This is a genomic window from Lacimicrobium alkaliphilum (genome assembly GCF_002591895.1).
In the GTDB taxonomy this organism is placed as follows: domain Bacteria; phylum Pseudomonadota; class Gammaproteobacteria; order Enterobacterales; family Alteromonadaceae; genus Lacimicrobium; species Lacimicrobium alkaliphilum.
The window spans coordinates 1-25,139 of sequence record NZ_NISX01000014.1; the positions used below are offsets into that span (position 1 = coordinate 1).

Below are 25,139 nucleotides of genomic sequence, written 5' to 3' on the forward strand. Positions count from 1 at the left end.
ACACAGATATTTTTACAGTCTCTTTATTTAGCGTATTCAGGTCATTAAATAGTGCGGGTATACCTTTCCCACCCCTATTAGGGAATACCTTGTCGTTTAGGAACGGCCAAAGTTGATGAGCCTGATTTGCCGGCCCCGTGATCCTATGAGGTGTATCGAGTAAGTAAACCCAGAATCCAAAGCTAAGTCTTGCGATAACATCATTATGATTTGCTCCTCTCCCTCGAACTTCCCTACTTGCTTTTTGTTTAGCCTTGGCAACCTGCCTAGTAGAGTCCTGTGTGACAGGAACAGAGTTATACCATCTGTTTATTTGATTCGTAGTGGCGCCTCTATTATGAAGAAGATCCCGAATACCGCCATTGATGTTGTTTCTCAACGTAACCTCTACTAATTGAAGAGGTAAGTAAAATTTTTCTTGAAGACTTTGAAGTACCATATACGCCGCAATCAGCTCCTTATCCGTTTGACAACCAAGGTAGCTTTGGTAACTGTTTAATTTATACGGCGATAGACTTCGCTTTAATTCGTTGTAATTCATAATATTCTCTTATCTGCCGTTTACTACAATTACACTCTATTGCTATTGACAGTGTTTTTTGTTATCTTTACGTCCAAGGGCTGAAAGGACATGTCCACGGTTCCTTATTAAGTATGAAAGCACCGGATGTTGACTGTCTTTAGATAAAAACGCCGGATTGCGGATTTAAGAGAGCCAGCATCAAGCTGGCTTTCGTCTTTCTAATCACCGCTTCTTTCCTCCGTCGATCCCTTTTAACTTAGGCTTTACTCTGCTTTTCCTTGCTTTTTTAGCTTCTTGTGCAGCAGCTTTTTCCTCTAGTTTTTCTTGAGCAAACGGTTCTGTAGCCTCTATCAAACCCGAAAAGTCATATACATTGGTATCATTACCTTTGAGTTCATGAGGTCTATACTCACGCTTAACAAAACCCATTTGCTCTAAAGAGGCAATACGCTTTTGAATTGTTCTAGGTGTTACACCCAACGCCTGCGCAATGGTTTTCTTGGATGGGTATGGCTTTCTTTCCGCTTCCCACCAATGAGTTGATAGGTAGAGGATGATGTTTACATCCATAGCAGTAAGCCCCAAGGCATGCTGCTTCTCTAGGATAATGCTCGGAAAAGCTGTCCAACCAGCATCCATAAGTAGCTTGCCCCACTTTCTTTCATTAGCCTTTATATCTTGCTCTGCCGTTTTTTTAACCTTCGCCGTCATGGTTCACTCATTGATTGAACGATTCATAACTCATACTATGTTGGAAAATAAAAGGTATCAACGATCTTATGGAGTAATATATGACTCCAGGGTGGGGACTAAATTATCTACACCTGTGAGGACTCAAAGGCCTCTACCATGACGGCGTAAATGACCTCCGAATTAAGACGTATTTAACCATACCAACTTGGAATCAAACCAACACAACGATACCAACCTAAATAATAGAGGGGGAGTCATATTTTTCTCTAGGCTATCAACCTTGAAGCTTTTATCAGAGTGAAATATATGAAAAAAAGAACTAGTAGTAGAATCCCAGAGGATATTTCTCTGCTTACTACAAATAAACGGTTGCTATATTGACAGTGAAAAGAACGATAACGCTATTGTCGTAAAAAAAGAAAAAAGTGACTTCCGTTCTTTGCACTTTGCCGGCTCTCGTCGCTGCGGTAGGTTGGTGTCAGGCGCTATTTTGACACCGTGCAATATCCTTCGCTGCATCCTGTGACCCAGGCTCCCGCAGTGATGCTCCCTTTACCCGGTGAGGTGAGCAGCGACTTGACCTTATTATTATGCTTTTTTCTCTTCGGCCTTTTTAACGCGTATTTTACTGTTGCCGACAGACTTATTGTTGAGGTTTTTGATGGCGGCCTTTGCTTCACCTGCCTTCGGCATCTCAATGAAACCAAACCCCTTCGATAAACCGCTTGCCTGATCGATGACCAAATTGCATGATTGAACGGCGCCAAATTCCTCAAACATGCGCTTCAGTTCATCTTCAGTCGTGGCTCGATCTAGGTTACGCACTATTAATTTCATATATTTTCCGATTAGTCGTTGTTGTTGAGTCAATAACGCTGGCATATCTGCGTCATGCCTGATCTTTGCGCTGGCCATTTATGCAGGCAGCCAATATATCGCAAAGTGAAGGTGTTTATCACACTGATAAAAAAGCCCTCCGTATAGAGAGGGCTTTAACTGCGCTTTATCGCGGGCTACGCCACTTACGAAGCGTACGAAAAAGATAATCTCACCACAGAGACACAGAGGGCACAGAGAAGTGAAGGGCATTAAATCGTTAATATCTCTGCGCCTATGCATGCCGGCTAACAGCAGCTTGCGCTTCGTGGTCCAAAGGCCTTCAACCACGAAGGACGCGAAGAGCACGAAGATGGCAACAGAAGAACACCGTAAAACCTCTGCGTCTCAGCGCCGCTGCGAGAGATTATTCTATGTTCGTGAGTTTAGTGGTTGAAAAGCTTTTGGCCACGAAAGGCACGAATAACACCAAAGGAGTCAAAGCATTTAGCCATTCGAATCTCTGTGTTCTCTGTGCCTCTGTGGTTAATATCGGGTTCAACAGAACTGTAGCCTGTAAGGAGCGAAGCGGATTACGGGAATTGTGTATCGAGCTCCCGGATTCCGCTGCGCTTTATCGCGGGCTACGCCACTGGCACATATGTCGGAATAAATTCCGACCTACNATTGTGTATCGAGCTCCCGGATTCCGCTGCGCTTTATCGCGGGCTACGCCACTGGCACATATGTCGGAATAAATTCCGACCTACACAGTCCTCACTCCTTACTCATCGACCTGTGCGTTGTGATAGATATCCTGCACATCATCACAGTCGTTCAGCATATCCATAAACTTTTCAAACAGCGGAATATCGTCGCCGGTAATGGTGGTGGTGGTCTGAGGCACAAAGGTGATCTCTTCGGTGTCAAACTCAATACCCTCAAAGGTCTCGGTCAGTGCTGTTTTGACTTTATAAAATTCGGTATGGGGCGCAAATACGGTGACCATGCCATCTTCCACTTCTATATCAGTAACGTCGGCATCGGCCATAATAAGAGCCTCGAGCACGGGCTCATCGTCGTCACCGGCGAAGGCAAAAATAGCCTGATGATCAAACATATGCATGACCGCACCGGGTGCACCAATTTTGGCATTGGTCTTGGTAAAACAATTGCGTACTTCGGTAATGGTGCGATTGTTGTTATCGGTCAGGCAATCCACAATCACCATACAGCCGCCGGGGCCATAGCCTTCGTATCTGGCGGTGGAATAGTCTTCACCACCTGCACCACTGGCTTTATCTATGGCCTTTTCCACCACATGGGCGGGTACCTGATCCTTCTTGGCTTTTTCAATCAGACGACGCAAAGAGAGGTTGGTATCCGGATCAGGGCCACCGTTTTTGGCGGTCACATAAATCTCTTTACCGTACTTTGAGTAAACCTTGCTCTTTGCTGCCTGGGTTTTGGCCATCGCAACCTTGCGAACTTCAAATGCTCTGCCCATAAAATGCTCTCTTTACTGATTAGAATTTGCCGATCGTGGAATACACCACCGAATCCGTTAAGGGGGCGAATTTTAGCCTTAACAGCAGGTGTTTGACCAGTTTTATACCCATTGGAAGCGACAATTGCTTACCTGCGGGTTGTTGCTTCTTAATAATATGCCACTGTCTGCGGGGGCCGCTTCGTTCTGCGGCCTAGCTCCTTGCTTTGCGAGATCACATGCCCGGGCGCACTGTACTAGGTTGTTTTGCTTTTGCGGCCATTGAAGTAATGGGCTGCTATTAATCCTGCAACAAAGCCAAATAAATGATATTCCCATGAAATAAAAGACCGCCCGGGTAATACGCCAAAAATCATCGAGCCATAAACCAAGCCGACACCCACAGAGATAAGGATCTTCAGGAACTGGCGGTGATAAAAGCCCGCCAGTACTAAAAAGCCAAACTGACCGTAGATTAAGCCACTGGCTCCGATATGCAGGGCATAGCGCCCGAGCAGCCAGACCAATATACCGGATACAAGGATGATCCATAGATTAACGAACAACGCGCGGCGCAGGCCATATTCCAGCATCAGTAAGCTGAAGATGCCCAGTGGGATGATATTGGATAAAAAATGGGCCAGGTTGCCATGTAAAAATGGTGCCAACAGAATACCTGGCAGCGCCTCAACTTCCCGCGGCAGCAAACCGAACTGATTAAGGCTGCGGCCAGTGAACAGATTGATAATCTCCACTACCAGGAACAGCCCCAGCAACCAGAGTGTTATCTTTAACTGATTTTTAAGCATTTATGAATTCCTCACCCCTCTCTCCTCACACTTCACTCATTACTCTCTTCACAAAATCACATGGGGCAGATAGCGCGACATATCCTGGGTAATGGGACCGCTGTCTTCGCGGACAGAGATTCCGGCAGCCTTGTCATTTACCAGCCAGGAGCCAATCAAAGTATGATTATCACCAAAGCGGGGCAGGGGATACCATGCCTGATAAACAAAGCCTTCTTCACCATAAGGCCCGTCACTTTCTAACAGCGTCTGGCCGTCTTCCACCAGACTGATATTAGCCCCTTCGCGGGAGAAGATGGGTTTTTTAATCAATTTATGCTGATAACTTGCGGGCAGGTCCTGTTCAAACCAGGAGGGCAGAAGATTCGGATGATTGGGAAACAGCTTCCACAGCATAGGTAACAGGGCTTTGTTTGAGAGCACCGACTTCCACAAAGGCTCCAGCCAGTTTACTTCGGCGCTTTTAATATGCTCGCCAAACGCCTCCTGTTGCATAAATTCCCAGGGGTAAAGTTTAAACAAACTGTTTATTACCCGGTCTTTCAGATCGGTAAAATGCCCTGACTCACCCAGACCAATATCTTCGATATACACGAAGTCATCTGTTAAGCCTGCCTCCCGTGCACAGTCCTGCAGATATTGTACTGTGCCGCGGTCTTCTTCGGTGTCTTTGCAGCAGGCGAAGTGCATCTGATTAATTTGATAGTGATGAGCAATCTCACTAAGGCGGTGAACCAACTTTTCCTGCAATGAATTGAACTGGTCAGCGCCTTTGCTGATTAGCCCGCGATTCACCTGTTCTTCAAGCCACAACCACTGCCAGAATCCAGATTCATATAGGCTGGTGGGAGTATCGGCGTTATTTTCATATAACTTGGCCGGGCCCTTCCCCTGATACGCCAGATCCAGCCGTGAGTACAGGCTCGGATCGCGATGGTGCCAGGAATCAGACACCTGTTGCCAGAACGTTTCGGGTATGCAGAAGGCCCGCAACCATTGTTCGTCTCTGACCACCTTATCCACTACCTCCAGGCACATCTGATGCAACTCTTCGGTAGGGGCTTCGAGATCTTCTTCGATTTGCTTTAAGGAAAACTGGTAATACGCACTTTCATCCCAGTAGGGTTCGCCATACAGGGTGTGAAAATGAAAGCCAAACTCGGCCGCTTTCTGCTTCCAGTTTGCTCGGGGGGTAATAGGTAGTCTCAGCATTGCCTTCTTAATTTATTTTTAACCACAGAGGCACGGAGAACACAGAGAATCGATTAACGGTTAATAACTTAGTACAGAGCCGCCGTGAAACGCATAGATATAATATGCATTTTCTCCACTATTCAGACTCTGTGCTCTCTGTGGCTCTGTGGTGAATACGCTATCCGCCCCAGCTTCTGGAGCTGCTGCCCCAACTGGATTTGGCCCTGACCGTAGAGCCGAAGCCGCCCCGTTTAATGGTGCGGGTCACGGCAGGCTTTTTCTTAAAGGCATCCTGACCGACGCGCAGATTCCGGTTGCGCAGGTTGCCGTAATCATAACCATCAGAGGTGATCCAGCGATTGCGATAAGAAGAGTGGCGCGAATAGGAGGTAAACAGCGGCTGTGAATAATAGCCTCTGGGTGACATCAGGTTACTCAGCATATAGCCGGCCATGAAAGGCATAAAGAATGACCCGCTGGAGGTCTGCACCTGGCGGCATTGTTGCTGGCCGAAATCGTATTCGCAATCCTGCGCATTGTTGTATTTAGGCGCGGTGCGTGCGGCTTCTTCTACCGCCTGTTTATAGGCGGTGCGACACTGTTCGGCATAATCCGGGTTGTCGCTGATGCAATCATCAGGCGATGTGTAAACCTTGGCTTCCTGCTTGTTGCCGCAGGCGCTGAGCAGAACGGTGGCTACACCCAGGGCCAGAGGCTTTACCGCAAACCCTTTACGCATACGGTTCAGGTTGATGCCTGAAGAGCGCTTCTGGCGGGGTTCCTGTGACTGTTGTTGCTGATAATCTGGCAATTTATCTTGCATGGTCTCCTCCTATCAATATGTCATGCAGGCGGCGTTGAGCAGGCCGATGGCAATAGACATGGCGGCCAGCATTACACCGGCGGAGATTTCGTCACTGTTGATGCGTTCGACAATTTTGGGCATAAAAGTAAAACGCAGCAGGGCAAAAGCCAGCAGTTGGGCAATCAGTGCGACCAGCCCCCAGATGGCAAAGTCGACCAGTGACACGGCATTGCTGGCAGCACCCGCAAGGGCAATACTGAAGCCAACAACTGAGCCACCAAAGCCCACTGCAGCGGCGATGCTTTTATCTTCTTTGACCAGCTTCCATTCATCATGGGGCGTGACCAAAGCATAAAGCACTTTGAATACAAACAGCAGAATAATGGAAACGATAAAATACAGGGCGAAATTGCCCAGCCCGGAAAGCGATAACATCACAGCGTCCATAAGGTGTTCCTCGTTTTATTGTTAAGATAATTCAGATTGTTTATTTCCCCAGCATACGCGAAACCGGCTGAGGGTAAAGGCGCAATCGTTTTTGCGTAGGTCGGAATTAATTCCGACAGATCTCACATGTATCGCTGATTGTCGGGCTAAAGCCCGACCTACAGACCGCGTAAGCAATTTTTAGCTTATTCGGTTCAGCGGAAAACGTCATCCTGATGAAAATCAGGACCTCTTACTGATAACTGACTCACCCAACTCTTTATTTTTGATCTTGCAGAGACACTAAGGCGCTGAGGTGCAAGAGCTATCCGCTAATCTGTTCCCGTAGCCCGTATGGAGTGCAACGGAATACGGGGATTCTGCCAGGCCGCTGAGAAATAAATCTTTCTTACTTTTACATTCCCTTCGCCTTAGCGCCAATTATGTATTTCTCCGCGCCTTTGCGTCTCTGCGAGATCGGATTCACCTGACAACTCCAGCTTAGCTGCACAAGTCCAATAAATTGGACCGTACATAGTATTGCTTCCTCGGCGTTCTCTGCGACTCTGTGTTGAAATTTCCTAAGATAATGTTCAAATCAATTATCCGTTGATTTTAATATCTGCGGGTTGCAGATTCAGCCCCGTGCTTATCACCAGGCAGCGATCTGCCCTGTCATCGATAATTTTTTCTTCCCCGCTTACCATCACAAACTCGGCATCGTCGTTCTCAAGCGGTCGCTCGTACAACATCACGAACTGGTCGGTTTCACTGATATCACCGTCCTGTTCATAGGTTTTTTCTGTCATGGCCACTGGCGGAGACGCATCACCGACGGCATCCCAGACCCGGGTAAAGGTAACCTGTTCCAGTTCATATTCCGGTTGAGAAATACCACTGTCGATCAAAGCCTGCCACTGGCTGTCAGAGCCTACGGTTTTAGTGTCATAAAAATACCAGAGTTTGACATCGGTAATATGCTGCTCTGTGTCACCGCCATCCAGTACTACCTGCAAGAACGCATCATCATCGGTATAAAAACGCAGTAACTTGCCACCACTGTCGAGCTCGACTTCTCCCACTGCCTGAATTAGATGGGTACTGGCGGCACCATCGATCAGCAATTGTGGTTGCAATAAACGTAACTTCAGCTCATCGAGCTGAAATGAACCGCCCAGGTACAGCCCCATGACTTCGGGAGCTTTGGGTGCGGTAGATTCTTGTTTTTTTCCAAACCACTTACTCAGCATACATGGCCTCCCAGTCAACTCTGGTGATGCGATTCTCAGCAATATAGTAGATCTTACTTCCGGCCTTGATTTGCTGATTTGCGGTGGGATTAAGCATGATCTTTTTGCTTTCATCAGACAAGGCAATAAGGGTCGCATCGTAATGTTTTTTCAGCCCGCTAAACAGCTGACCCACAGTGAGAGGCTTACTAAGCTCTGGTATTGCCACAGAATACTGGGCCTGCCCTTCCTGCACACTGAGAAGGTCATGGTGCAGGGCGCTGGAACCCGGATCAAAAGCTGATTTGGCCAGCATTTCTACTGCCACGCTGGGCGTACATTCCACATTCGGGCAGTGCTGGCGTAATAACCCAACCAGGCTTTCATCTTTAAAGTAGGCGATGATATGGCTCCCGGGGTTGCGCTTACTGGCGTAAAGCGCGGCGGTCATGGTCATATCATCAAAATCATTATCGATAATGATCACACTGGCGTCGCCAATGCAGGCCCTGTCCATATCCAGATCCTGATTAAAGGATTCGACCCTGACAAATTCGACTTTGTCGGGCATCGGATTCTCCACATCAGCCCTCACACACAGTGCAATGTCGGGAGTATTCGGGGCGTGTTCTTTTTCCCGCAGCAACAAATTGAGTAACTGAATGGTACGCTGACCATTCCAGCCGATAACGAGGATATGATTATCCAAATGCAAATCTTTCATCCCTTTTGCTCCTTTAAACCATTGGCTGGATACCCAGGCTGCAGCTCTACCCAGAATCAGCGCAAATAAGCTTAATCCCACCGGAATAATCACCAGTGATACCGCATATTTACCGGCCTCAGTTGTGGGCGAGAGGTCTCCGTAACCTACCGTTGAGCTGGTCACCACCAACCAATAAAGATAATCAGGCCATTGATACAGTGCGGTTTCCCCGGCCCATACCAACAACAGCCAGCTCAGCAGCGCATAAACGAAAAACGCTGATACGATAACGTACCAGCGCATGTCTTGCAGATAACGACTGAGCAGTTTGCGCAGTTTGAAAAATATCAACGCCGGGCTCCGTTATTTACCCAGAATACGGCTGAGCTCATCATCGGCGGAAGACTTACCACCCTGGATACCGGCTGCCGCCAGTCTGGAGCTCAGATCATCATTATCTTCGTTGCTGGCCAGTTCCTCGGCCGCTTCAAGCTCTGCACTGCGGGTTGTCTGGCGCTGTTGAATGCGATCCAGAGACTCGGTAGCCGTTTTCATCTTGCTGTTGGCACCGAGGTGACGAGAAGACACCGCAACCTGGGCCTTTTGCACTGATTCGGTGGCCTTGACCATATCCACTTGCTGTTCCAGTCTGCGCAGATTTGCTTTAGCCTGAGAAATATTGGCAGCCAGTTTTTTCTCTGATTGTTTAAACTGATCTAACATCTGTTGCTCGGCATCCTGCTCTGAACGCAGTTCTGAGACTTTTTGGGCACAATCCAGTGCCAGCTGCCGGTCTTTGTCAGCCGCCTGACGGGCATGGTTTTCATACTCGCCGATTGAGCCGGCCAGACTGTCCACCTTTTGCTGCGCCAGTTTACACTTGGCCAGAATCTGGGTGCGGGCATGATCCGATTTGCGCAGCTCTTCTTTGGCGTCGCGGATTTCCTGCTCCAGAATACGAATGGCCTGACTATCGGCAACAGACTCTGCCGCCTCGGTAACACCGCCTTTAACAGCAGTGATTAATTTTCTCCAAACAGACATAACGCCTCCTCGTTTACTTCAAATGATCCTGATAGGCATCCAGGAAAGACGCCACATTCTGGAACAGGGTTTCTACTTCAATCACAATGCTCTCACCTTTGGACTGAGAACTCAGTGATCCAAAAGCGGTGTAATATTCTTCATCCGCTACTACAGAAATTCCCACAGTAGTGAGTGGAAACAACATATGTGTTTTCAGTATTTCTTCGTTCAGGGCAGCCTTGTCTTTAACTTCGGCAACCGAAAATAACAGGGTTTCGACAATAATCTGCTCGCCGCTGATTGCCAGCCAGGCATCGATACCGTCTTCGTTAGCAATTAACAGACAATCCTGCTGGCGGGTTACCACTAAGTCTTTATTGTCACTGAATAATGCTTCTAACTGAGCAAGCTCCCAGGTCATGTTTTACTCCTTTAACAGGCACACAGCGTTTCATAATGGAAGTTATCATAGACAGACAACTTCTTCTCCGTCAAATATTATTTTATTTATTTTTGAATAAAATAAGGTCTTAGTGTAAATTATAAGTCACAAATAGATTGTTTGGAGAGAGTCATGCAAGGACCCAACGCAAACTGGCGCCAATTGGTACAGCGCCTGATTAAAGCGCAGATGTCCCGGCGCGGCGCAAAATATCAGGATCTTAGCGAGCGCCTTACACAAATCGGTATTAATCAAAGCGCAGACAACCTGAGAAATAAAGTCAATAAGGGTATTCTGGGTGCCGATCTATTGTTACAAATTATGTTTGTGCTCAATGCCCGGCCCATTGAGAGGGAGGAAATCCTGGATATCTTTAAAGAGATGGGGGTAACACTGCCCGACTAGAGCCGCTTTGCTATAAAAGCCATATTCACCACAGAGTCACAGAGAACACAGAGGTACTAACCGGTTTAGTTCCTTAACCTCTCTGTGTCCTCTGTGACTCTGTGGTGAAATTCATTTGTGCATTAGCCGGGCGATAATGCTCGCCATCCGGTCTTTTACCTCCAGCAGCGTACGGTTGTCCTGTTCACAGGAGTTGGCATGTTCGCCGTTTACACGGGCAATCTCTGACAACTCTGTCAGGTTAGCCATAATCTGCTCACTGACGCCACTTTGTTGTCTGGCAGAATCGGCGATGCTTCGATTGAGGTCAGCGATTTGCTCGATCGCACCGTTGATTTTCTGCAAGTGCTCGTCGGCGGCATGCACTTTGCTGACACTTTCACTGGTCTGCAGCTGGCCTTGCTCAATCGCGCGAACGGCATTACTGGCACCGAGCTGTACGTTTTGGATCATTTGCTGAATTTCTTCCGTGGATTTCTGGGTGCGGGCGGCCAGTGTTCTGACTTCGTCAGCCACCACAGCGAAGCCCCGGCCCTGCTCACCGGCTCGGGCTGCTTCTATTGCGGCATTCAGGGCAAGCAGGTTCGTTTGCTCAGCGATGCCTTTGATCACATCCAGTACGGTGCCGATTTTGCGTGCGTCTTCATCCAGGGCACCAATTACTGCGGCAGTGGCCTGAATTTGCTCTGACGTCTGACCGATGGTGCTGATGCTCTGTTTCATCACTTCTATGCTGTTGCCTGCCGCGTCTTTTGCGTCATTGGCAGCGCTGCTGGCATCACTGGCGTAGTGGCTGACTTCATTAGCATTGTCACTCATCTGCTGAACTGAGCTGTGCATAACGTCGGTGCCACGATTTTGTTCGGTAACACCACTGCTGATGGCTCCGGCACTGTCCACCAGACTGGTGCATACGTGATCCAGGTCTTTCTGTGTTGTGTCCAGACCACTGCAGATATCTAACAGACTCTGTCTGAGACTTTCAATACCGCGAGACATACGCCCGATTTCATCTTTACTATGAATAATGACCTGTTGTTGAAACTGGCCTTTGCTGACATTACGTAAATGATCGATCAAAGTAGTGAGCGGGCGCACAACTTTGGTATTCATAAACAGGGCGCTGACGGTAATACTGATCACAATGGCGAGGACTATGGCCAGTATGCTCAGGCTGATTGCGCTTTGTGCCTGCTGTGCGTTGTGCTCGCTTTGCTGCAATATGATGCTGTGCAACTGCCCGCTTAATTCTTCCAGTTGTTTAGTGGGGGCTCTGTCGATACCGGCCACCGCTTTGTCTCCGGCCTTATGATCAAAACCACTGTTAACGAAGGCCTGATAACCTTGTTGATAGTCAGCCAGAATGCGCTGATGGGTGGATCTAAAGTCAGACATTTGTTGCCTGAGATCGCCAGCTATCTGCAGGCGCAGGAATTTGTCACTGTCATTCTGAATCCGCTGGTGCAATGCCATAAAGCTGCTCCAGTATTTTTTCTGGCGCTGAGCGTCATGGCCGCGAAGCAGCACGTTTTTCCATTCCTGGACCTGGCGTTTGAAATTAAGATTGATATGATCGGCCAGGCTTGCGGCAGACACTTCCTGTTGTATCAGCTTTTCATAGTGTGCGATCTGCGACGCCAGTAACCAGATCCCAATGGCGGCAATCAAACCTACCGAGAGAATACCCGCACCGAGCAGGCCGAGAATTTTGGGACGGAGTCTTTGAAAGCGTTCGGGCAACATAAAAAACCTCGTAAAAATACAGCGGGAAAGACGGTTCTGCATCCCAGTCGCCGGCATTCTAATATAATCCGGCGAAGAGGTTATGATAGTTTTATGACAACGACTTCAGTCATCATCCCATCACACAATTGCTCATGCGGGAGCCACAGATTAGAATAGCGGCCCGTTTGATTTCACTGCAACAACAGGCTGATAGGGTGTCCCCAATGAAAGTATCCGATTTTCACTTTGATTTACCGGATGAGCTGATCGCCCGCTATCCTGCACATCAGCGCAGCTCCAGTCGCTTGCTGCATTTAAAGGGCCAGGATGGTGCAGTGCGTCATTTGCAGTTTACCGACGTTATCGATTTGCTCGAACCAGGTGATTTACTGGTATTTAATGACACCAGAGTGATTCCCGCGCGCCTGCTCGGCAAAAAACGAAGCGGTGGTCAGGTTGAGGTATTGGTCGAGCGCATACTGGACTCTCACAGAGTACTGGCTCACGTGCGCGCAAGCAAAGCGCCAAAACCCGGCAGTCGGTTATTATTGGAAGGACAACTGGACGCTGAGATGGTTAAACGTCACGACGCGCTGTTCGAGTTGCGGTTTCATCATCATCAGCCGGTACTGGAATTGCTCGAACAATATGGTCATATGCCTTTACCCCCTTATATTGACAGACCCGATGAGCAGACAGATAAAGAACGCTACCAGACCGTTTATAACGATAAACCCGGTGCAGTCGCCGCTCCCACTGCGGGATTGCATTTCGATCAGGAAATTCTGCACAGACTGAAGCAAAAAGGTATCAATACTGCATTTGTGACATTGCATGTGGGCGCGGGCACTTTTCAGCCGGTGCGGGTGGAAAACATTGCAGAGCATCAGATGCACTCAGAGTATGCCGAAGTGTCACAGCAGGTTGTGGATGCGGTGCTTAGTACCAAAGCTGCCGGTAAGCGGGTGGTGGCAGTGGGTACGACATCGGTCAGATCGCTGGAATCGGCTGCGCAGGCCGCACTGAAGGAACAAAAGGCGCTGCAGCCGTTCTTCAGTGATACCAATATCTTTATTTACCCGGGCTATGAGTTTGCCGTAGTGGATGCCATGATTACCAATTTCCATCTGCCTGAATCAACACTGATCATGTTGGTCAGTGCCTTTGCCGGCAAAGAAAACATCATGCATGCCTATCATCAGGCCATTGAACACAGATATCGCTTTTTCAGCTATGGCGACGCCATGTTTATTGAGAAAGCGAAGACAGGTTAAATCTGAAGGTTTACGTTGTGCAGGATAATAAAGGGTGTCTTTGTAGAGGGGGAATCCTTTATAATCATGCGTCATTTTTTTCCGCGCCCATAAGGCAGGAACTCAGCTTCAGCCTTGGACTGTTTTTTCGATGTGCTGATAAGGAATTACATGAAATTTAATTTATTGGCCACTGACGGCAAAGCCCGTCGCGGGCGCCTTGAGTTTGAGCGGGGTACAGTGGAGACCCCGGCGTTTATGCCAGTAGGCACGTACGGCACGGTTAAGGGGATGACGCCGGAAGAACTGGATAATACCGGGGCAGAGATTTGCCTGGGTAATACCTTTCATCTGATGCTGCGCCCCGGAACTGAAATCATGAAGATGCACGGTGACCTGCATGACTTTATGCATTGGGACAAGCCGATTCTGACCGATTCAGGTGGCTTCCAGGTATTCAGCCTCGGAGATCTGCGCAAAATCAGCGAAGAGGGCGTTACCTTCCGCTCACCCATTAACGGTGAGAAAATCATGCTGACCCCCGAAACATCTATGCAGGTACAGCGTGATTTAGGCGCTGATGTTGTGATGATTTTCGATGAATGTACACCGTACCCGGCAACATACGAAGAAGCCCGTACTTCAATGGAATTATCATTGCGCTGGGCGGCACGCAGTAAATCTGCCCATGGCGATAACCCCTCTGCACTCTTTGGTATAGTGCAGGGCGGTATGTACGAAGCGTTACGTCAGTTGTCGCTGGAAGGCCTTGAGAAGATTGGTTTCGACGGTTATGCCATCGGCGGTTTGTCGGTGGGAGAACCCAAAGAAGACATGATTCGTATTCTGGATCACACGGCCCATCGTATACCGGCGGACAAGCCCCGTTACCTGATGGGAGTAGGGAAGCCAGAGGATATTGTTGAAGCCGTGCGGCGCGGTATTGATATGTTTGATTGTGTGATGCCGACCCGTAATGCGAGAAACGGTCATCTGTTTGTGACCGAGGGGGTGGTCAAAATTCGTAACGCCAGACATAAGACCGATACGGCATCGCTTGACGAAAAATGTGACTGTTACACTTGTAAAAATTATTCACGGTCATATCTACACCACTTGGACAAGTGCAATGAGATTCTTGGCGCCAGGCTCAATACCATTCATAACCTGCGGTATTATCAGCGGGTGATGGAGGGGCTGCGCAGTGCTATCACCAGCAATACGCTGGACGATTTTGTGGCTGACTTTTATGCCGCTAAAGACATGGATGTGCCTGCGCTGAGTGACACGAGTGCGTAAACTTTCTGCCACTAACCGGCAGGTCAGACAAAATACCACCGGCCATTGGGACGGTGATAAAATGAAAACAACAAAACCAGGGGAATATTATGAGCTTTTTTATTTCTAACGCCTATGCACAGGCGGCACCTGCAGGCAGCCAGGGCGGCGGCTTTGAAATGCTGATCATGCTGGGGATTTTTGGTCTGATTTTTTATTTCATGCTGTATCGTCCGCAGGCGAAGCGGGCAAAAGAGCACAAAAATCTGATTGCTTCGCTGAGCAAGGGAGATGAAGTGCTGACGCAGGGCGGTATGGTTGGAAAAATCGCAAAAGTCAGTGACGAGAAAGATTTTATCGAACTGGCGCTGAATGACAGCACCAACGTCGTGGTGCAGAAGTCTTCTGTGGCAGCAGTATTGCCCAAAGGCACCATAAAAAGTATCTGAAGCAGTAAAGCGAGAGAAGGCGGCATGGCCGCCTTCTTTATGTACAGGATGTACAGTATGCCGCGCTCGCATGGACGCGAAAAAAAAGTGGCGATGCACAGAATGTACGGTATGACCGGGTTGTCGGGAACAGAATTCCTGGCCGATCTTTTACCCGCCGTGCAGAAGCTGTCCCGGAATGCCCAGGCGTTTCCGGTGTTTTGATCAAAAGGATAAGTCAGTGTTAAACAAATATCCCTTATGGAAGTACATGATGGTGATCCTGGTGATTGCCGTCTGTGCGTTATACGCGTCTCCCAACCTCTATGGTGAGGACCACGCAGTGCAAATTTCTGCCGGGCGTAATGCAGTGGTGGATTTAGACCTGATGGACAGAGTCAGCAACCATCTGGATGACACTAAGATTGGTGTGAAGTCAGTCCAGATGGAGGATGACCAGCTGTTGATCCGGGTTGCAGATGGCGATGATCAGCTCAGTGCCAGAGACTCGCTGGCCGCACTGCTGGGCAGTGATTATGTGGTCGCGCTGAACCTGGCGCCTGCAGCACCAGAATGGTTGCAGAATATTGGTGGAACACCTATGAAGCTGGGTCTGGACTTACGTGGTGGTGTGCACTTTCTGATGGAAGTGGATATGAATGCCGCTATTGTCCGCGCTCAGGAACAGATGGTAGATGATTTTCGTAACAGCCTGCGTGAAGAGCGCTTGCGCTATCGTCGTGTGGAGCAACAGGGTGATAAAGTGGAAGTTCAGTTCCGTGATCAGGAAACCCTGGACCAGGCTATACGCTTTTTGAGCACCAATAACCCTGACCTTGAAATCGAGGATATTGGTGCACAGACGCTGGCCGCAAACTTGTCTGAGCAGCGCCGTAAAGAAATACAGGAATATGCGCTCAAGCAGAACATCACGATTATGCGCAACCGGGTTAATCAGCTCGGTGTTGCCGAGCCGGTGATTCAGCGCCAGGGTTCCGATCGCATTGTTGTACAGTTGCCTGGTATTCAGGATACCGCCCGCGCCAAGGAAATTCTTAACGCCACCGCCACCCTGCAATTCCGTCTGGTGGATTTGGATCATGATGTGCGCGATGCCGTGGAAGGAAGAGTTCCGCCAGGTTCACAGTTATTAATGGACCGCAACGGCCAGCCCCAATTGCTGCAAAAACAAGTGATGCTGACCGGAGATCATATTATTGATGCCAATAGCAGCTTTGATGAATATGGTCGTCCGCAGGTGAATATTGATCTGGACTCTGAAGGCGGCAGTAAGATGTCGCGCAGTACCAAGGACAACATCGGTAAGCCAATGGCGACGGTGTTTATCGAATACAAACCCAGTGGTAAAACCGACCAGCAGGGTAAGATTATCTTCGATAAGCACGAAGAAGTGATCAATGTGGCGACCATCCAGGCACGGCTGGGTAACAGCTTCCGTATCACCGGTATTGACTCGCCGGCCGAAGCTCAGAATTTGTCCTTGTTGCTGCGTGCCGGTGCGCTGGTAGCTCCCATCCAGATCGTTGAAGAACGCACTGTAGGGCCAAGCCTGGGACAAGAAAATATCGACCTGGGGATGCAGGCGATTGTCTGGGGCCTGGTGCTGATTCTGGTGTTTATGGTGGCCTACTATAAAAAGTTTGGTCTGGTAGCCAATGCCGCTCTGGTGATTAACCTGGTGATGATTGTAGGCGTGATGTCGATGATCCCGGGTGCCACGCTGACCTTACCCGGTATGGCAGGTATCGTACTTACCGTGGGCATGGCGGTGGATGCCAATGTGCTGATTTTTGAGCGGATACGCGAAGAAATCCGCGATGGGCGCAGCCCACAACAGGCCATTCACCATGGGTATGACAGCGCATTGTCGACCATTGCTGATGCCAATATCACCACATTAATCGCCGCGGTTATTCTGTTTGCTGTAGGTACCGGGCCGGTGAAAGGCTTCTCCATTACATTGGCAATAGGTATTCTGACCTCTATGTTTACAGCAATAGTTGGTACCCGCGCTATCGTTAATGCAGTTTGGGGCGGTAAGCGCCTTAACAAACTCTCAATCTAGGGGAATTGTTCTATGCGATTATTTAAATTTGATCAGGAAATTCCCTTTATGTCGCTGCGCATGCCGGCGATGATTTTGTCGGCATTGTTGGTGATTGGGTCCATTGCTTCGCTGGCTGTTAATCAGCTGAACTGGGGCCTGGACTTTACCGGTGGTACGGTTATTGAAGTGGGGTATGAAGGTGCGGCTGATTTATCTCAGGTTCGCGATCAATTGCAACAGGCCGACTTCGGCGATGCGGTAGTACAGACGTTTGGCAGCAGCTCGGATGTACTCATTCGCCTTGCACCCCGTAAGGGTGTAAAAGCCGCTACTATGGGTGACCAGGTCATGGTGGCCCTGCGCTCCGATGGCCAGCAAGTGGAGATGCGTCGGATCGAGTTTGTCGGGCCTCAGGTGGGTCAGGAACTGACTGAACAGGGCGGGCTGGCGATGCTGGTGGCGCTGCTCTGTATTCTGATGTACGTGGCCATGCGCTTCGAGTGGCGTTTTGGTGTTGGTGCCGTTGCGGCACTGGCCCATGACGTGATTCTCACTCTGGGGCTGTTCTCTATCCTGCAACTGGAGTTTGACCTGACTGTACTGGCCGCCTTGCTGGCAGTAATAGGTTACTCACTCAACGATACTATCGTGGTAATGGACAGGATCCGTGAGAATTTTCGTAAACTTCGCAAAGGTGGGCCTGAAGAAGTGATCAACTGGTCGCTGACGCAAACCTTTAACCGTACGGTGATCACATCATTAACCACTATTCTGGTATTGCTTGCGTTGTTCTTTAAAGGCGGTGCGTTGATCCATGGGTTTGCTACGGCATTGCTGATGGGCGTGATTATCGGTACATACTCGTCTATCTACGTTGCCAGTTCAATCTCGCTGGCTATGGGGATCAGTAAAGAAGATCTGATGCCTCCGGAAGTGGAGAAAGAGGGAGCCGATCAGGACCCACTGGTCTGATATAAGGCTCACGGGCCACAGGGAAGGGAAATTTCACCACAGGGCCAAGGAGGGCACAGAGATTGTAAGGTGAAAATTGGTGGGGTTAATTTACCGCATGTTATGAAAAAGGCGATGTCAGCACCAGCGGACATCGCCTTTTTATTTCCTCTGCGGCCTGGCACTCTGCGCGAAATTGATCTCAAAGTCTATTGCTTACAGCGGGGTGTAGCCTGCAAGGAGCGCAGCGGACGCGCCTCGTTGGATTTGAGGCTAAAGGTTGTGAGTCCGGAGTAAAAGCACGAATAAAAAGCGATTTCACCACTGTGGCGCAGAGAACACAGAGGTGTAAAACAGTCTTATCATCTCTGTGCCCTCCGTGACTCTGTGGTTATTTTTGTCTTTGATTTATTGCTTAAAGGTTTTTAACAGCGCAGGTACCAGTTTGGTGCTGCCACATACGAGGCTGCCGGTTTTCATTGGCTCATGGCCGCCTTTAAAGTCTGTTACCAGTCCGCCAGCTTCCTGAATCAACAGCGCGCCGGCAGCCATATCCCAGGGCTTTAAGCCTTTCTCCCAATATCCATCGAGTCGTCCTGCGGCGACATATGCCATATCCAGTGCGGCTGAGCCGCTGCGGCGGATATCACCACACTGAGGATAGACTTTACTGAACAATTGCAGAGATTCAGCCAGTTCCTGTTCTTTATTTTTAAACGGAAAGGCTGTGGCCAGCAGACTGCCTCTGAGTTCTTTGGCATTGGAACAACGGATACGGTAGCCATTGAGCTGGGCACTGGCACCACGACTGGCGGTGAATAATTCATTGCGGATGGGATCAAAGACAACGCCCTGGTCGAGACGGCCCTTATGCATTAAGGCAATAGATACGGCAAAGTGAGGAACGCCGCGAACAAAGTTGGTGGTACCATCCAGCGGGTCGATGATCCATTTGAAGTCGTCATCGCCTTCAATCACACCCCCTTCTTCTCCCACAAAACTGTGATCGGGGTAGGATTGCTGGATTTTATTGATGATGGCTTGCTCCGCTTCTTTATCAACGCGGGTTACATAATCATTTTCACTTTTAGATTCGGTCATCAGATCGTCACGGTGTTCAAAACCCTGAGCGATGATATTTCCAGCCACGCGCGCAGCGCGCACGGCAATATTCAGCATTGCATGCATAACAAGTCACCATCAATTGTAAAAGAACATCTGTATTGTTCCCGCTGCCGATAAAACATATAGCCGGGAAACCGCCGCGCATTCTAGCAGAGCGTCAGAATATTGCAATGGGCCAGTGCCTGCTGTGCCTAAGACTATGTTATTATCGGCGCCACTTTTTGGTTACTGAACGTATCACTGGCAATGCATAATATTCGCGTAGTACTGGTAAATACCTCTCATACGGGCAATATCGGCTCGGCGGCCCGGGCAATGAAAACCATGGGGCTGTCCGAGCTGTATTTAGTCGACCCGGTTAAAGCACCTGATGGTCAGGCAAGCGCCCTGGCAGCCGGTGCCGGAGATATTCTGGCCAATTGTAAAACGGTACCGAATCTGGAGCAGGCGGTAGCAGATTGTGGACTGGTGGTGGGCACCAGCGCCCGCTCCAGAACCTTGTCCTGGCCAATGCTGGATGCGCGGGAGTGTGGTTTGAAGCTGGTTGCCGAAGCAACAGAGCATCCGGTTGCGTTAGTATTTGGCCGCGAAAACAATGGTCTGAGTAACGAAGAGCTGCAGCAATGTCATTTTCATGTGTGTATTCCGGCCAATCCGGATTACAGTTCTCTGAATCTCGCCGCGGCGGTGCAGACCTTGTGCTATGAGGTTCGTATGGCACATCTGGCGGGTCAGCAGCATGCTGAATCTGAACCAACCGCGCAGCCTGAGTATCCTTTGACGCAGGAACTGGAAGGTTTTTATAGTCATTTGGAACAAACCCTAAGTAAAACGAATTTTATTGTTGCCAGGCATCCGGGTATGGTAATGACGAAACTACGTCGTTTGTTTAACCGGGCCAGACCAGAAGCGCAGGAACTCAATATCCTGCGAGGCATCCTGGCCTCGGTGGACAAGCGTATCGACAGCCAGGACTAGAGCCCTAAAAGACCATGTTTGAGCGCATTAAAGAAGATATTCAGAGTGTTTTTCACCGCGACCCGGCGGCCCGTACCACGTTTGAGGTTTTAACTGCCTATCCGGGGTTACATGCAATCTGGATACACCGGCTCAGCCATAAGTTATGGCGGGCGAACTGGAAATGGCTGGCCAGAGTGGTGTCAAACTTCGCGCGCTGGATCACAGGTATTGAAATTCATCCGGGAGCGACGCTTGGTCGCCGTTTTTTCATCGACCACGGCATGGGCATTGTCATCGGGGAAACCGCTGAGATCGGAGATGACGTCACCCTTTATCATGGCGTAACCCTGGGAGGCACCAGTTGGAATGCCGGTAAGAGACATCCCACGCTGATGAATAATGTGGTGGTCGGAGCCGGGGCCAAGGTGCTTGGGCCCATCACTATAGGAAAAGGCGCCAAAGTGGGGTCAAATTCTGTGGTGGTTAAAGACGTTCCCGATGATGCGACAGTGGTGGGCATTCCCGGTCGTATCGTTGCTCAGGCGAAAGATTTAGAAAAAGCCAATGACAGAGACAAGATTGCCCGAAAATATGGTTTCGACGCCTATGCAGTATCACCGGATAATCCGGACCCGGTGGCAAACGCCATTGGCCGTATGCTGGATCACGTACACCTGATCGACACGAAGGTAGAAGATATGTGCAAAGCCATCAATAAGATGGGCGGCGATGTGTGCGCCGACTCTTTGCCGAGTATTGATCTGGATGATTTTGAGGGGCTGGAAACCGACGATCAGAAAAAAGACCCGAAAGAGGCCTTCGACCCCAAGATCTAGGTGATGTTTCTGGCCCTCAGCCAGAAGCGGATGCAGATACCTGAACCGAGCCGACTGTTTGTAGTCGGTACTGGTTCGGGGTAAGGCCGGTAAACTGCTTAAATGCCCGGTTAAAGGGGCCGACAGAGGCAAACCCGCTCTCCATACCCACCACCAGAACTGGCCAGTGCTGGTACTGTGGTTGCGCCAGGATGTGCCGGGCATGTTCTATTCTCAGCCTATTCACATAATGGTTAAAGTTGCGTGCCTGCAGGTGTTCCTTCATTACCCGGCTAATCCGATACTCAGATACATCTAATGCGCGGGCAAGATCCGCCACTTTGAGGTTGGGCTGCACAGGAAGACAGTCTTTATCAGGTATCTGTGTCGACGAAAGCCGATACTAATACCTGAGTGTTTTACTGGGACTTATACTTTACTAAATTAGTCGGGTATGGCATGCTCTTCAGCATGAAAAAGTACAGGCTAAAGGCATGAAACTAACATCTAAAGGTCGGTATGCAGTGACTGCCATGCTGGACGTGGCGCTGCACTCGCAGCGAGGCCCTGTTCCTTTGGCTGACATCTCTGAACGTCAGGAAATATCCCTTTCTTATCTTGAACAGCTATTTTCACGTCTGCGTCGCGAAGAGCTGGTATCCAGTGTGCGCGGACCCGGTGGTGGCTATAAGCTTGGCCGCCATGCTACAGAAATTTCTGTTGGTGAAGTGATTCATGCTGTAGATGAGTCGGTTGATGCCACCCGTTGCAGCGGCAAGTCAGATTGCCAGGGAGGCGAACGCTGTCTTACCCATAGTTTGTGGAGCGATCTCAGTGATCGTATAGCTGAATTTCTTAACGGTATCAGTCTCGGTGAGTTGATGGCCAAACAAGACATTAAACTGGTGGCGAAGCGCCAGGACAGTAGCAAGCATCAGGCCGATGCCGGAATGAAAATTACCTTACAAGTCTGAGTATGAAAAAGCCCATTTATCTTGATTACGCCGCCACCACACCGGTTGATGCTGCTGTTGCCGATAAAATGATGCAATATCTGACCATGGACGGCGTATTTGGAAATCCAGCTTCACGCTCCCATCGCTATGGCTGGCAGGCTGAAGAAGCTGTCGATATTGCCCGCAATCAGATTGGTGAACTGGTGAACGCTGATCCCCGTGAAATCATTTTTACCTCAGGAGCTACTGAATCTGACAACCTCGCTATTAAAGGTGCCGCACGGTTCTATGCAGATAAAGGGCGGCATATTGTTACCCTGAAAACTGAGCACAAAGCAGTATTGGATGCCTGCTCGGCGCTTGAAGAAGAGGGTTTTGAGGTCACTTATCTGGCCCCTGAAGCCGATGGATTGTTAAACCTGGATAAACTTAAAGCCGCCCTTCGCGCCGATACGGTGCTGGTTTCGGTGATGCAGGTTAATAATGAGATCGGCGTGATTCAGGATATTGCTGCTATCGGCGAGATATGCCGTCAGCATCAGGTATTGTTTCATGTGGATGCAGCGCAAAGCACCGGAAAGGTTGGCATCGACTTGCAGCAGTTGCCGGTTGATCTGATGTCTTTCTCAGCTCATAAAAGCTACGGTCCTAAGGGCATAGGGGCGCTGTATGTGCGACGTCAACCGCGTATTCATCTTAATGCGCAGATCCATGGTGGCGGACATGAGCGGGGCATGCGTTCCGGTACGTTGCCGACACATCAGATCGTTGGCATGGGCGAGGCGTTTGCCCTTGCCGGCAAGCTGATGGCGTCGGAGAATCAACGGATTCTGGCACTGCGTCAGCGTCTCTGGCGTGGGATTAGCGATATTGAAGGCATTGGTTTAAATGGCAGTGAGTCGGCAAGAGTTGCCGGCAATCTCAATATTCATTTCGCGGATGTTGATGGAGAGGCGCTGCTGATGGCGCTAAAAGATCTGGCAGTTTCCAGTGGTTCTGCCTGTGCCTCGGCCAGTATAGAGCCCTCTTATGTGCTCAAGGCACTGGGGCTGAGCGATCAACTGGCTCACAGCTCTGTTCGCCTGTCGATTGGCCGCTTTACCACAGAACAGGATATCGATTTCGCCATTGAGCATATCCACGCTGCCATCAGCGATCTGAAGAGAATGGCACTGGACTGGTAGGGGAGTTATCAGTGTAGCCCGTAAGAAGCGCAGCGGATTGCGGGGTTTTTTCACCACGAAAAGCACGAAAAGAGATTTCACCACAGAGGCACGAAGGGCACAGAGAAGTAAAAGGGCTAAACCGTTGATACCTCTGTGCTCTCTGTGGTTATTTCATTCTTTCTCAAAGGTCACTGGACTTGTCCAGCAACTTTGATGACTCAATGCCGAGATGGCATCAAAGGCTGCTGGATGCCCGATAACGACACTCGGGCATGACCGAATGTCGTTCCCGCGGCAGTTGGCGGGAATCCAGCGTCTTTCCTCTACCGCGAGCCGCACAAAAAATCGCCTGGAGCGATTTTTAACGCCAGTAGTTTAATGGCGGCCACAGGCGCAGGACAGGGATAGTCCGGAGTACAAAGCACGAAAAGAGATTTCACCACAGAGGCACGAAGGGCACAGAGAAGTAAAAGGGCTAAACCGTTGATACCTCTGTGCTCTCTGTGTTTATTTCATTCTTTCTCAAAGGTCACTGGACTTGTCCAGCAACTTTGATGACTCAATGCCGAGATGGCATCAAAGGCTGCTGGATGCCCGATAACGACACTCGGGCATGACCGAATGTCGTTCCCGCGGCAGTTGGCGGGAATCCAGCGTCTTTCCTCTACCGCGAGCCGCACAAAAAATCGCCTGGAGCGATTTTTAACGCCAGTAGTTTAATGGCGGCCACAGGCGCAGGACAGGGATAGTCCGGAGTACAAAGCACGAAAAGAGATTTCACCACAGAGGCACGAAGGGCACAGAGAAGTAAAAGGGCTAAACCGTTGATACCTCTGTGCTCTCTGTGTCTCTGTGGTTATTTTTGTTTCCCCCTTACTTTTTAGCCTTCGCAATGGCCCGGATCCTGGCGACGATGGCACGCAGGCCGTTGCCACGGGTCGGGGTGATATGACGCTCCAGATCAAGTTGTTTAAAGTAGTCGTCGATATCAAAATCCAGGATCTGCGCCGGGGTTCTGTCATTGTAAGCAGCCATCACCAGTGCCAGGAGCCCGTTAACAATCACAGCGTCACTGTCTACCTGAAACTGTAACGTACCATTTTGGTCATGACTCACCAGCCATACGCTGCTCTGACAGCCCCTGACCAGCCGATCGTCGGTTTTCAGGTTTTCATCCATGGGTGGGATACTCTTGCCCAGATCAATGATGTACTGATAGCGCTGTTCCCAGTCATCAAAAAACGCCAGATCTTCAACAATTTCTTCGCTGTTGGGTAATTTCATTATGGATCTCAGGTTGTTCAGAAGAACACACCAGCTTCAAGCTGGGCTTCTTCGCTCATCATTTCACGGGACCAGGGCGGATCGAATACCAGCTCCACCTCAACCTTATTGACATTGGGTACCATCCCCACCCGATATTCTACATCACCAACTAATACCGGGCCCATACCACAGCCGGGGGCAGTCAGCGTCATATCGATATGTACGGTCCGGGTGTCCTGATTGACAGCGACCTTATAAATTAATCCCAGCGAAACCAGGTTGATGGGAATTTCCGGGTCATAGACAGTTTCCAGCGCCTGCATCACCTGATCTTCATGAATGCGTCCGTCTTCAGGAGCAGGAAAGTCCATTTTTTGGGGTTTACGGCCTATGGCATCGCCATCGGTTCCATCGATACGCAGCATATTGCCACGCCAGGTCACCGTATAATTGCCACCAAGATCCTGAGTGATATTGACGAACTCGCCTTCCGGAATAACCTGTGCCTCGCCGGTTGGCACTCGCCTGGCTTTGCATTCCCGCTCGGTCACGACCATTTTTTGCTGCATTTACCGAACCTCTTCGGGC

28 protein-coding genes are annotated in these 25,139 nt (G+C 49.6%); 11 read left to right on the forward strand and 17 right to left on the reverse strand.

Annotation, left to right across the window (positions count from 1 at the left end):
- From CDA54_RS13490 to CDA54_RS13545, 12 genes are all read right to left on the reverse strand, one after another.
- Window positions 1–541 (reverse strand): hypothetical protein (locus CDA54_RS13490; protein ID WP_188503279.1); only part of this gene is annotated, 541 nt, incomplete at its 3' end.
- 204 nt (window positions 542–745) lie between these two features.
- The gene (locus CDA54_RS13495; protein ID WP_099035554.1) at window positions 746–1,234 is read right to left on the reverse strand and encodes a helix-turn-helix domain-containing protein; all 489 of its coding nucleotides are present in this window, start codon (window positions 1,232–1,234) and stop codon (window positions 746–748) included.
- A gap of 570 nt (window positions 1,235–1,804) precedes the next feature.
- Window positions 1,805–2,053 carry an RNA recognition motif domain-containing protein gene (locus tag CDA54_RS13500; RefSeq protein ID WP_099035653.1) on the reverse strand — a complete coding sequence of 83 codons (249 nt, stop codon included), beginning with the start codon at window positions 2,051–2,053 and terminating at the stop codon, window positions 1,805–1,807.
- A 763-nt stretch (window positions 2,054–2,816) separates the two neighbouring features.
- Window positions 2,817–3,539, reverse strand: coding sequence for a YebC/PmpR family DNA-binding transcriptional regulator (locus CDA54_RS13505; protein ID WP_099035555.1), 723 nt, complete (start codon window positions 3,537–3,539; stop codon window positions 2,817–2,819).
- A gap of 236 nt (window positions 3,540–3,775) precedes the next feature.
- The gene (locus CDA54_RS13510; protein ID WP_099035556.1) at window positions 3,776–4,327 is read right to left on the reverse strand and encodes a rhomboid family intramembrane serine protease; all 552 of its coding nucleotides are present in this window, start codon (window positions 4,325–4,327) and stop codon (window positions 3,776–3,778) included.
- A gap of 48 nt (window positions 4,328–4,375) precedes the next feature.
- A complete protein-coding gene (locus tag CDA54_RS13515; protein WP_099035557.1) occupies window positions 4,376–5,539 on the reverse strand; it encodes a glutathionylspermidine synthase family protein in 1,164 nt (387 codons plus the stop codon).
- A 160-nt stretch (window positions 5,540–5,699) separates the two neighbouring features.
- Window positions 5,700–6,344, reverse strand: a complete 645-nt coding sequence (locus tag CDA54_RS13520) for a DUF1190 family protein (protein ID WP_099035558.1) — start codon at window positions 6,342–6,344, stop codon at window positions 5,700–5,702.
- A gap of 12 nt (window positions 6,345–6,356) precedes the next feature.
- Window positions 6,357–6,773, reverse strand: a complete 417-nt coding sequence (locus tag CDA54_RS13525; protein ID WP_099035559.1) for a DUF350 domain-containing protein — start codon at window positions 6,771–6,773, stop codon at window positions 6,357–6,359.
- Window positions 6,774–7,354: 581 nt separating this feature from the next.
- Window positions 7,355–8,002, reverse strand: a complete 648-nt coding sequence (locus CDA54_RS13530) for a YjfK family protein (RefSeq protein ID WP_099035560.1) — start codon at window positions 8,000–8,002, stop codon at window positions 7,355–7,357.
- Window positions 7,992–9,035, reverse strand: a complete 1,044-nt coding sequence (locus CDA54_RS13535) for an ion channel (protein WP_099035654.1) — start codon at window positions 9,033–9,035, stop codon at window positions 7,992–7,994. Before CDA54_RS13535 ends, CDA54_RS13530 begins: the two co-directional genes overlap by 11 nt.
- Before the next feature lie 15 nt (window positions 9,036–9,050).
- A complete protein-coding gene (locus CDA54_RS13540) occupies window positions 9,051–9,731 on the reverse strand; it encodes a PspA/IM30 family protein (protein WP_099035561.1) in 681 nt (226 codons plus the stop codon).
- A 13-nt stretch (window positions 9,732–9,744) separates the two neighbouring features.
- Window positions 9,745–10,134 (reverse strand): DUF2170 family protein, encoded by a 390-nt coding sequence (locus CDA54_RS13545; RefSeq protein WP_062481534.1) that lies wholly within the window; start codon window positions 10,132–10,134, stop codon window positions 9,745–9,747.
- A gap of 153 nt (window positions 10,135–10,287) precedes the next feature.
- On the opposite strand from CDA54_RS13545, the gene CDA54_RS13550 reads away from it, so the two are divergent.
- On the forward strand, window positions 10,288–10,560 hold the full coding sequence (locus CDA54_RS13550) for a DUF6471 domain-containing protein (RefSeq protein ID WP_099035562.1): 273 nt from the start codon (window positions 10,288–10,290) through the stop codon (window positions 10,558–10,560).
- 111 nt (window positions 10,561–10,671) lie between these two features.
- Here CDA54_RS13550 and CDA54_RS13555 read toward each other — a convergent pair whose 3' ends face one another.
- Entirely contained in the window at window positions 10,672–12,303 is a 1,632-nt protein-coding gene (locus CDA54_RS13555) for a methyl-accepting chemotaxis protein (RefSeq protein WP_099035655.1), read from the reverse strand.
- A gap of 206 nt (window positions 12,304–12,509) precedes the next feature.
- On the opposite strand from CDA54_RS13555, the gene queA reads away from it, so the two are divergent.
- The 6 genes from queA (at window position 12,510) to secF (ending at window position 18,284) form a co-directional block, all read left to right on the forward strand.
- Complete coding sequence (gene queA, locus CDA54_RS13560; RefSeq protein WP_099035563.1) at window positions 12,510–13,559, forward strand: tRNA preQ1(34) S-adenosylmethionine ribosyltransferase-isomerase QueA; 1,050 nt, start codon at window positions 12,510–12,512, stop codon at window positions 13,557–13,559.
- Window positions 13,560–13,709: 150 nt separating this feature from the next.
- Window positions 13,710–14,837 (forward strand): tRNA guanosine(34) transglycosylase Tgt, encoded by a 1,128-nt coding sequence (tgt, locus tag CDA54_RS13565; RefSeq protein ID WP_099035564.1) that lies wholly within the window; start codon window positions 13,710–13,712, stop codon window positions 14,835–14,837.
- An 89-nt stretch (window positions 14,838–14,926) separates the two neighbouring features.
- Window positions 14,927–15,265 carry a preprotein translocase subunit YajC gene (gene yajC, locus CDA54_RS13570; protein WP_099035565.1) on the forward strand — a complete coding sequence of 113 codons (339 nt, stop codon included), beginning with the start codon at window positions 14,927–14,929 and terminating at the stop codon, window positions 15,263–15,265.
- Window positions 15,266–15,322: 57 nt separating this feature from the next.
- On the forward strand, window positions 15,323–15,469 hold the full coding sequence (locus CDA54_RS19620) for a hypothetical protein (RefSeq protein ID WP_180237220.1): 147 nt from the start codon (window positions 15,323–15,325) through the stop codon (window positions 15,467–15,469).
- 16 nt (window positions 15,470–15,485) lie between these two features.
- Complete coding sequence (gene secD, locus CDA54_RS13575) at window positions 15,486–17,330, forward strand: protein translocase subunit SecD (RefSeq protein WP_099035566.1); 1,845 nt, start codon at window positions 15,486–15,488, stop codon at window positions 17,328–17,330.
- 12 nt (window positions 17,331–17,342) lie between these two features.
- The gene (gene secF, locus CDA54_RS13580; RefSeq protein ID WP_099035567.1) at window positions 17,343–18,284 is read left to right on the forward strand and encodes a protein translocase subunit SecF; all 942 of its coding nucleotides are present in this window, start codon (window positions 17,343–17,345) and stop codon (window positions 18,282–18,284) included.
- 387 nt (window positions 18,285–18,671) lie between these two features.
- Here the strand turns inward: secF and suhB are convergent, their stop codons facing one another.
- Window positions 18,672–19,451 carry an inositol-1-monophosphatase gene (gene suhB, locus CDA54_RS13590; protein ID WP_099035569.1) on the reverse strand — a complete coding sequence of 260 codons (780 nt, stop codon included), beginning with the start codon at window positions 19,449–19,451 and terminating at the stop codon, window positions 18,672–18,674.
- A gap of 183 nt (window positions 19,452–19,634) precedes the next feature.
- Between suhB and trmJ the strand changes: the two genes are divergently transcribed.
- Window positions 19,635–20,366 carry a tRNA (cytosine(32)/uridine(32)-2'-O)-methyltransferase TrmJ gene (gene trmJ / locus CDA54_RS13595; RefSeq protein WP_099035570.1) on the forward strand — a complete coding sequence of 244 codons (732 nt, stop codon included), beginning with the start codon at window positions 19,635–19,637 and terminating at the stop codon, window positions 20,364–20,366.
- A 14-nt stretch (window positions 20,367–20,380) separates the two neighbouring features.
- A complete protein-coding gene (gene cysE / locus CDA54_RS13600; protein ID WP_099035571.1) occupies window positions 20,381–21,184 on the forward strand; it encodes a serine O-acetyltransferase in 804 nt (267 codons plus the stop codon).
- A gap of 16 nt (window positions 21,185–21,200) precedes the next feature.
- On the opposite strand, the gene CDA54_RS13605 is transcribed toward cysE, so the two are convergent.
- Window positions 21,201–21,521 (reverse strand): helix-turn-helix transcriptional regulator, encoded by a 321-nt coding sequence (locus CDA54_RS13605; RefSeq protein WP_229748076.1) that lies wholly within the window; start codon window positions 21,519–21,521, stop codon window positions 21,201–21,203.
- Between the two features lie 136 nt (window positions 21,522–21,657).
- Between CDA54_RS13605 and iscR the strand changes: the two genes are divergently transcribed.
- Both iscR and CDA54_RS13615 read left to right on the forward strand, forming a co-directional pair.
- Entirely contained in the window at window positions 21,658–22,137 is a 480-nt protein-coding gene (gene iscR / locus CDA54_RS13610) for a Fe-S cluster assembly transcriptional regulator IscR (protein WP_099035572.1), read from the forward strand.
- Window positions 22,138–22,139: 2 nt separating this feature from the next.
- Window positions 22,140–23,303, forward strand: a complete 1,164-nt coding sequence (locus CDA54_RS13615) for an IscS subfamily cysteine desulfurase (RefSeq protein ID WP_099035573.1) — start codon at window positions 22,140–22,142, stop codon at window positions 23,301–23,303.
- A gap of 855 nt (window positions 23,304–24,158) precedes the next feature.
- On the opposite strand, the gene CDA54_RS13620 is transcribed toward CDA54_RS13615, so the two are convergent.
- Both CDA54_RS13620 and sufT read right to left on the reverse strand, forming a co-directional pair.
- Entirely contained in the window at window positions 24,159–24,569 is a 411-nt protein-coding gene (locus CDA54_RS13620; protein WP_099035574.1) for a SufE family protein, read from the reverse strand.
- A gap of 17 nt (window positions 24,570–24,586) precedes the next feature.
- Complete coding sequence (gene sufT, locus CDA54_RS13625; RefSeq protein ID WP_099035575.1) at window positions 24,587–25,120, reverse strand: putative Fe-S cluster assembly protein SufT; 534 nt, start codon at window positions 25,118–25,120, stop codon at window positions 24,587–24,589.
- Window positions 25,121–25,139: the final 19 nt, after the last annotated feature.

Coding starts and splice junctions, on each gene's coding strand:
- CDA54_RS13495 (WP_099035554.1), bottom strand. CDS start 1,234: ATGACGGCGAAGGTTAAAAAAACGGCAGAGCAAGATATAAAGGCTAAT.
- CDA54_RS13500 (WP_099035653.1), bottom strand. CDS start 2,053: ATGAAATTAATAGTGCGTAACCTAGATCGAGCCACGACTGAAGATGAA.
- CDA54_RS13505 (WP_099035555.1), bottom strand. CDS start 3,539: ATGGGCAGAGCATTTGAAGTTCGCAAGGTTGCGATGGCCAAAACCCAG.
- CDA54_RS13510 (WP_099035556.1), bottom strand. CDS start 4,327: ATGCTTAAAAATCAGTTAAAGATAACACTCTGGTTGCTGGGGCTGTTC.
- CDA54_RS13515 (WP_099035557.1), bottom strand. CDS start 5,539: ATGCTGAGACTACCTATTACCCCCCGAGCAAACTGGAAGCAGAAAGCG.
- CDA54_RS13520 (WP_099035558.1), bottom strand. CDS start 6,344: ATGCAAGATAAATTGCCAGATTATCAGCAACAACAGTCACAGGAACCC.
- CDA54_RS13525 (WP_099035559.1), bottom strand. CDS start 6,773: ATGGACGCTGTGATGTTATCGCTTTCCGGGCTGGGCAATTTCGCCCTG.
- CDA54_RS13530 (WP_099035560.1), bottom strand. CDS start 8,002: ATGCTGAGTAAGTGGTTTGGAAAAAAACAAGAATCTACCGCACCCAAA.
- CDA54_RS13540 (WP_099035561.1), bottom strand. CDS start 9,731: ATGTCTGTTTGGAGAAAATTAATCACTGCTGTTAAAGGCGGTGTTACC.
- CDA54_RS13545 (WP_062481534.1), bottom strand. CDS start 10,134: ATGACCTGGGAGCTTGCTCAGTTAGAAGCATTATTCAGTGACAATAAA.
- CDA54_RS13550 (WP_099035562.1), top strand. CDS start 10,288: ATGCAAGGACCCAACGCAAACTGGCGCCAATTGGTACAGCGCCTGATT.
- CDA54_RS13555 (WP_099035655.1), bottom strand. CDS start 12,303: ATGTTGCCCGAACGCTTTCAAAGACTCCGTCCCAAAATTCTCGGCCTG.
- queA (WP_099035563.1), top strand. CDS start 12,510: ATGAAAGTATCCGATTTTCACTTTGATTTACCGGATGAGCTGATCGCC.
- tgt (WP_099035564.1), top strand. CDS start 13,710: ATGAAATTTAATTTATTGGCCACTGACGGCAAAGCCCGTCGCGGGCGC.
- yajC (WP_099035565.1), top strand. CDS start 14,927: ATGAGCTTTTTTATTTCTAACGCCTATGCACAGGCGGCACCTGCAGGC.
- CDA54_RS19620 (WP_180237220.1), top strand. CDS start 15,323: ATGCCGCGCTCGCATGGACGCGAAAAAAAAGTGGCGATGCACAGAATG.
- secF (WP_099035567.1), top strand. CDS start 17,343: ATGCGATTATTTAAATTTGATCAGGAAATTCCCTTTATGTCGCTGCGC.
- suhB (WP_099035569.1), bottom strand. CDS start 19,451: ATGCATGCAATGCTGAATATTGCCGTGCGCGCTGCGCGCGTGGCTGGA.
- trmJ (WP_099035570.1), top strand. CDS start 19,635: ATGCATAATATTCGCGTAGTACTGGTAAATACCTCTCATACGGGCAAT.
- cysE (WP_099035571.1), top strand. CDS start 20,381: ATGTTTGAGCGCATTAAAGAAGATATTCAGAGTGTTTTTCACCGCGAC.
- iscR (WP_099035572.1), top strand. CDS start 21,658: ATGAAACTAACATCTAAAGGTCGGTATGCAGTGACTGCCATGCTGGAC.
- CDA54_RS13615 (WP_099035573.1), top strand. CDS start 22,140: ATGAAAAAGCCCATTTATCTTGATTACGCCGCCACCACACCGGTTGAT.
- CDA54_RS13620 (WP_099035574.1), bottom strand. CDS start 24,569: ATGAAATTACCCAACAGCGAAGAAATTGTTGAAGATCTGGCGTTTTTT.
- sufT (WP_099035575.1), bottom strand. CDS start 25,120: ATGCAGCAAAAAATGGTCGTGACCGAGCGGGAATGCAAAGCCAGGCGA.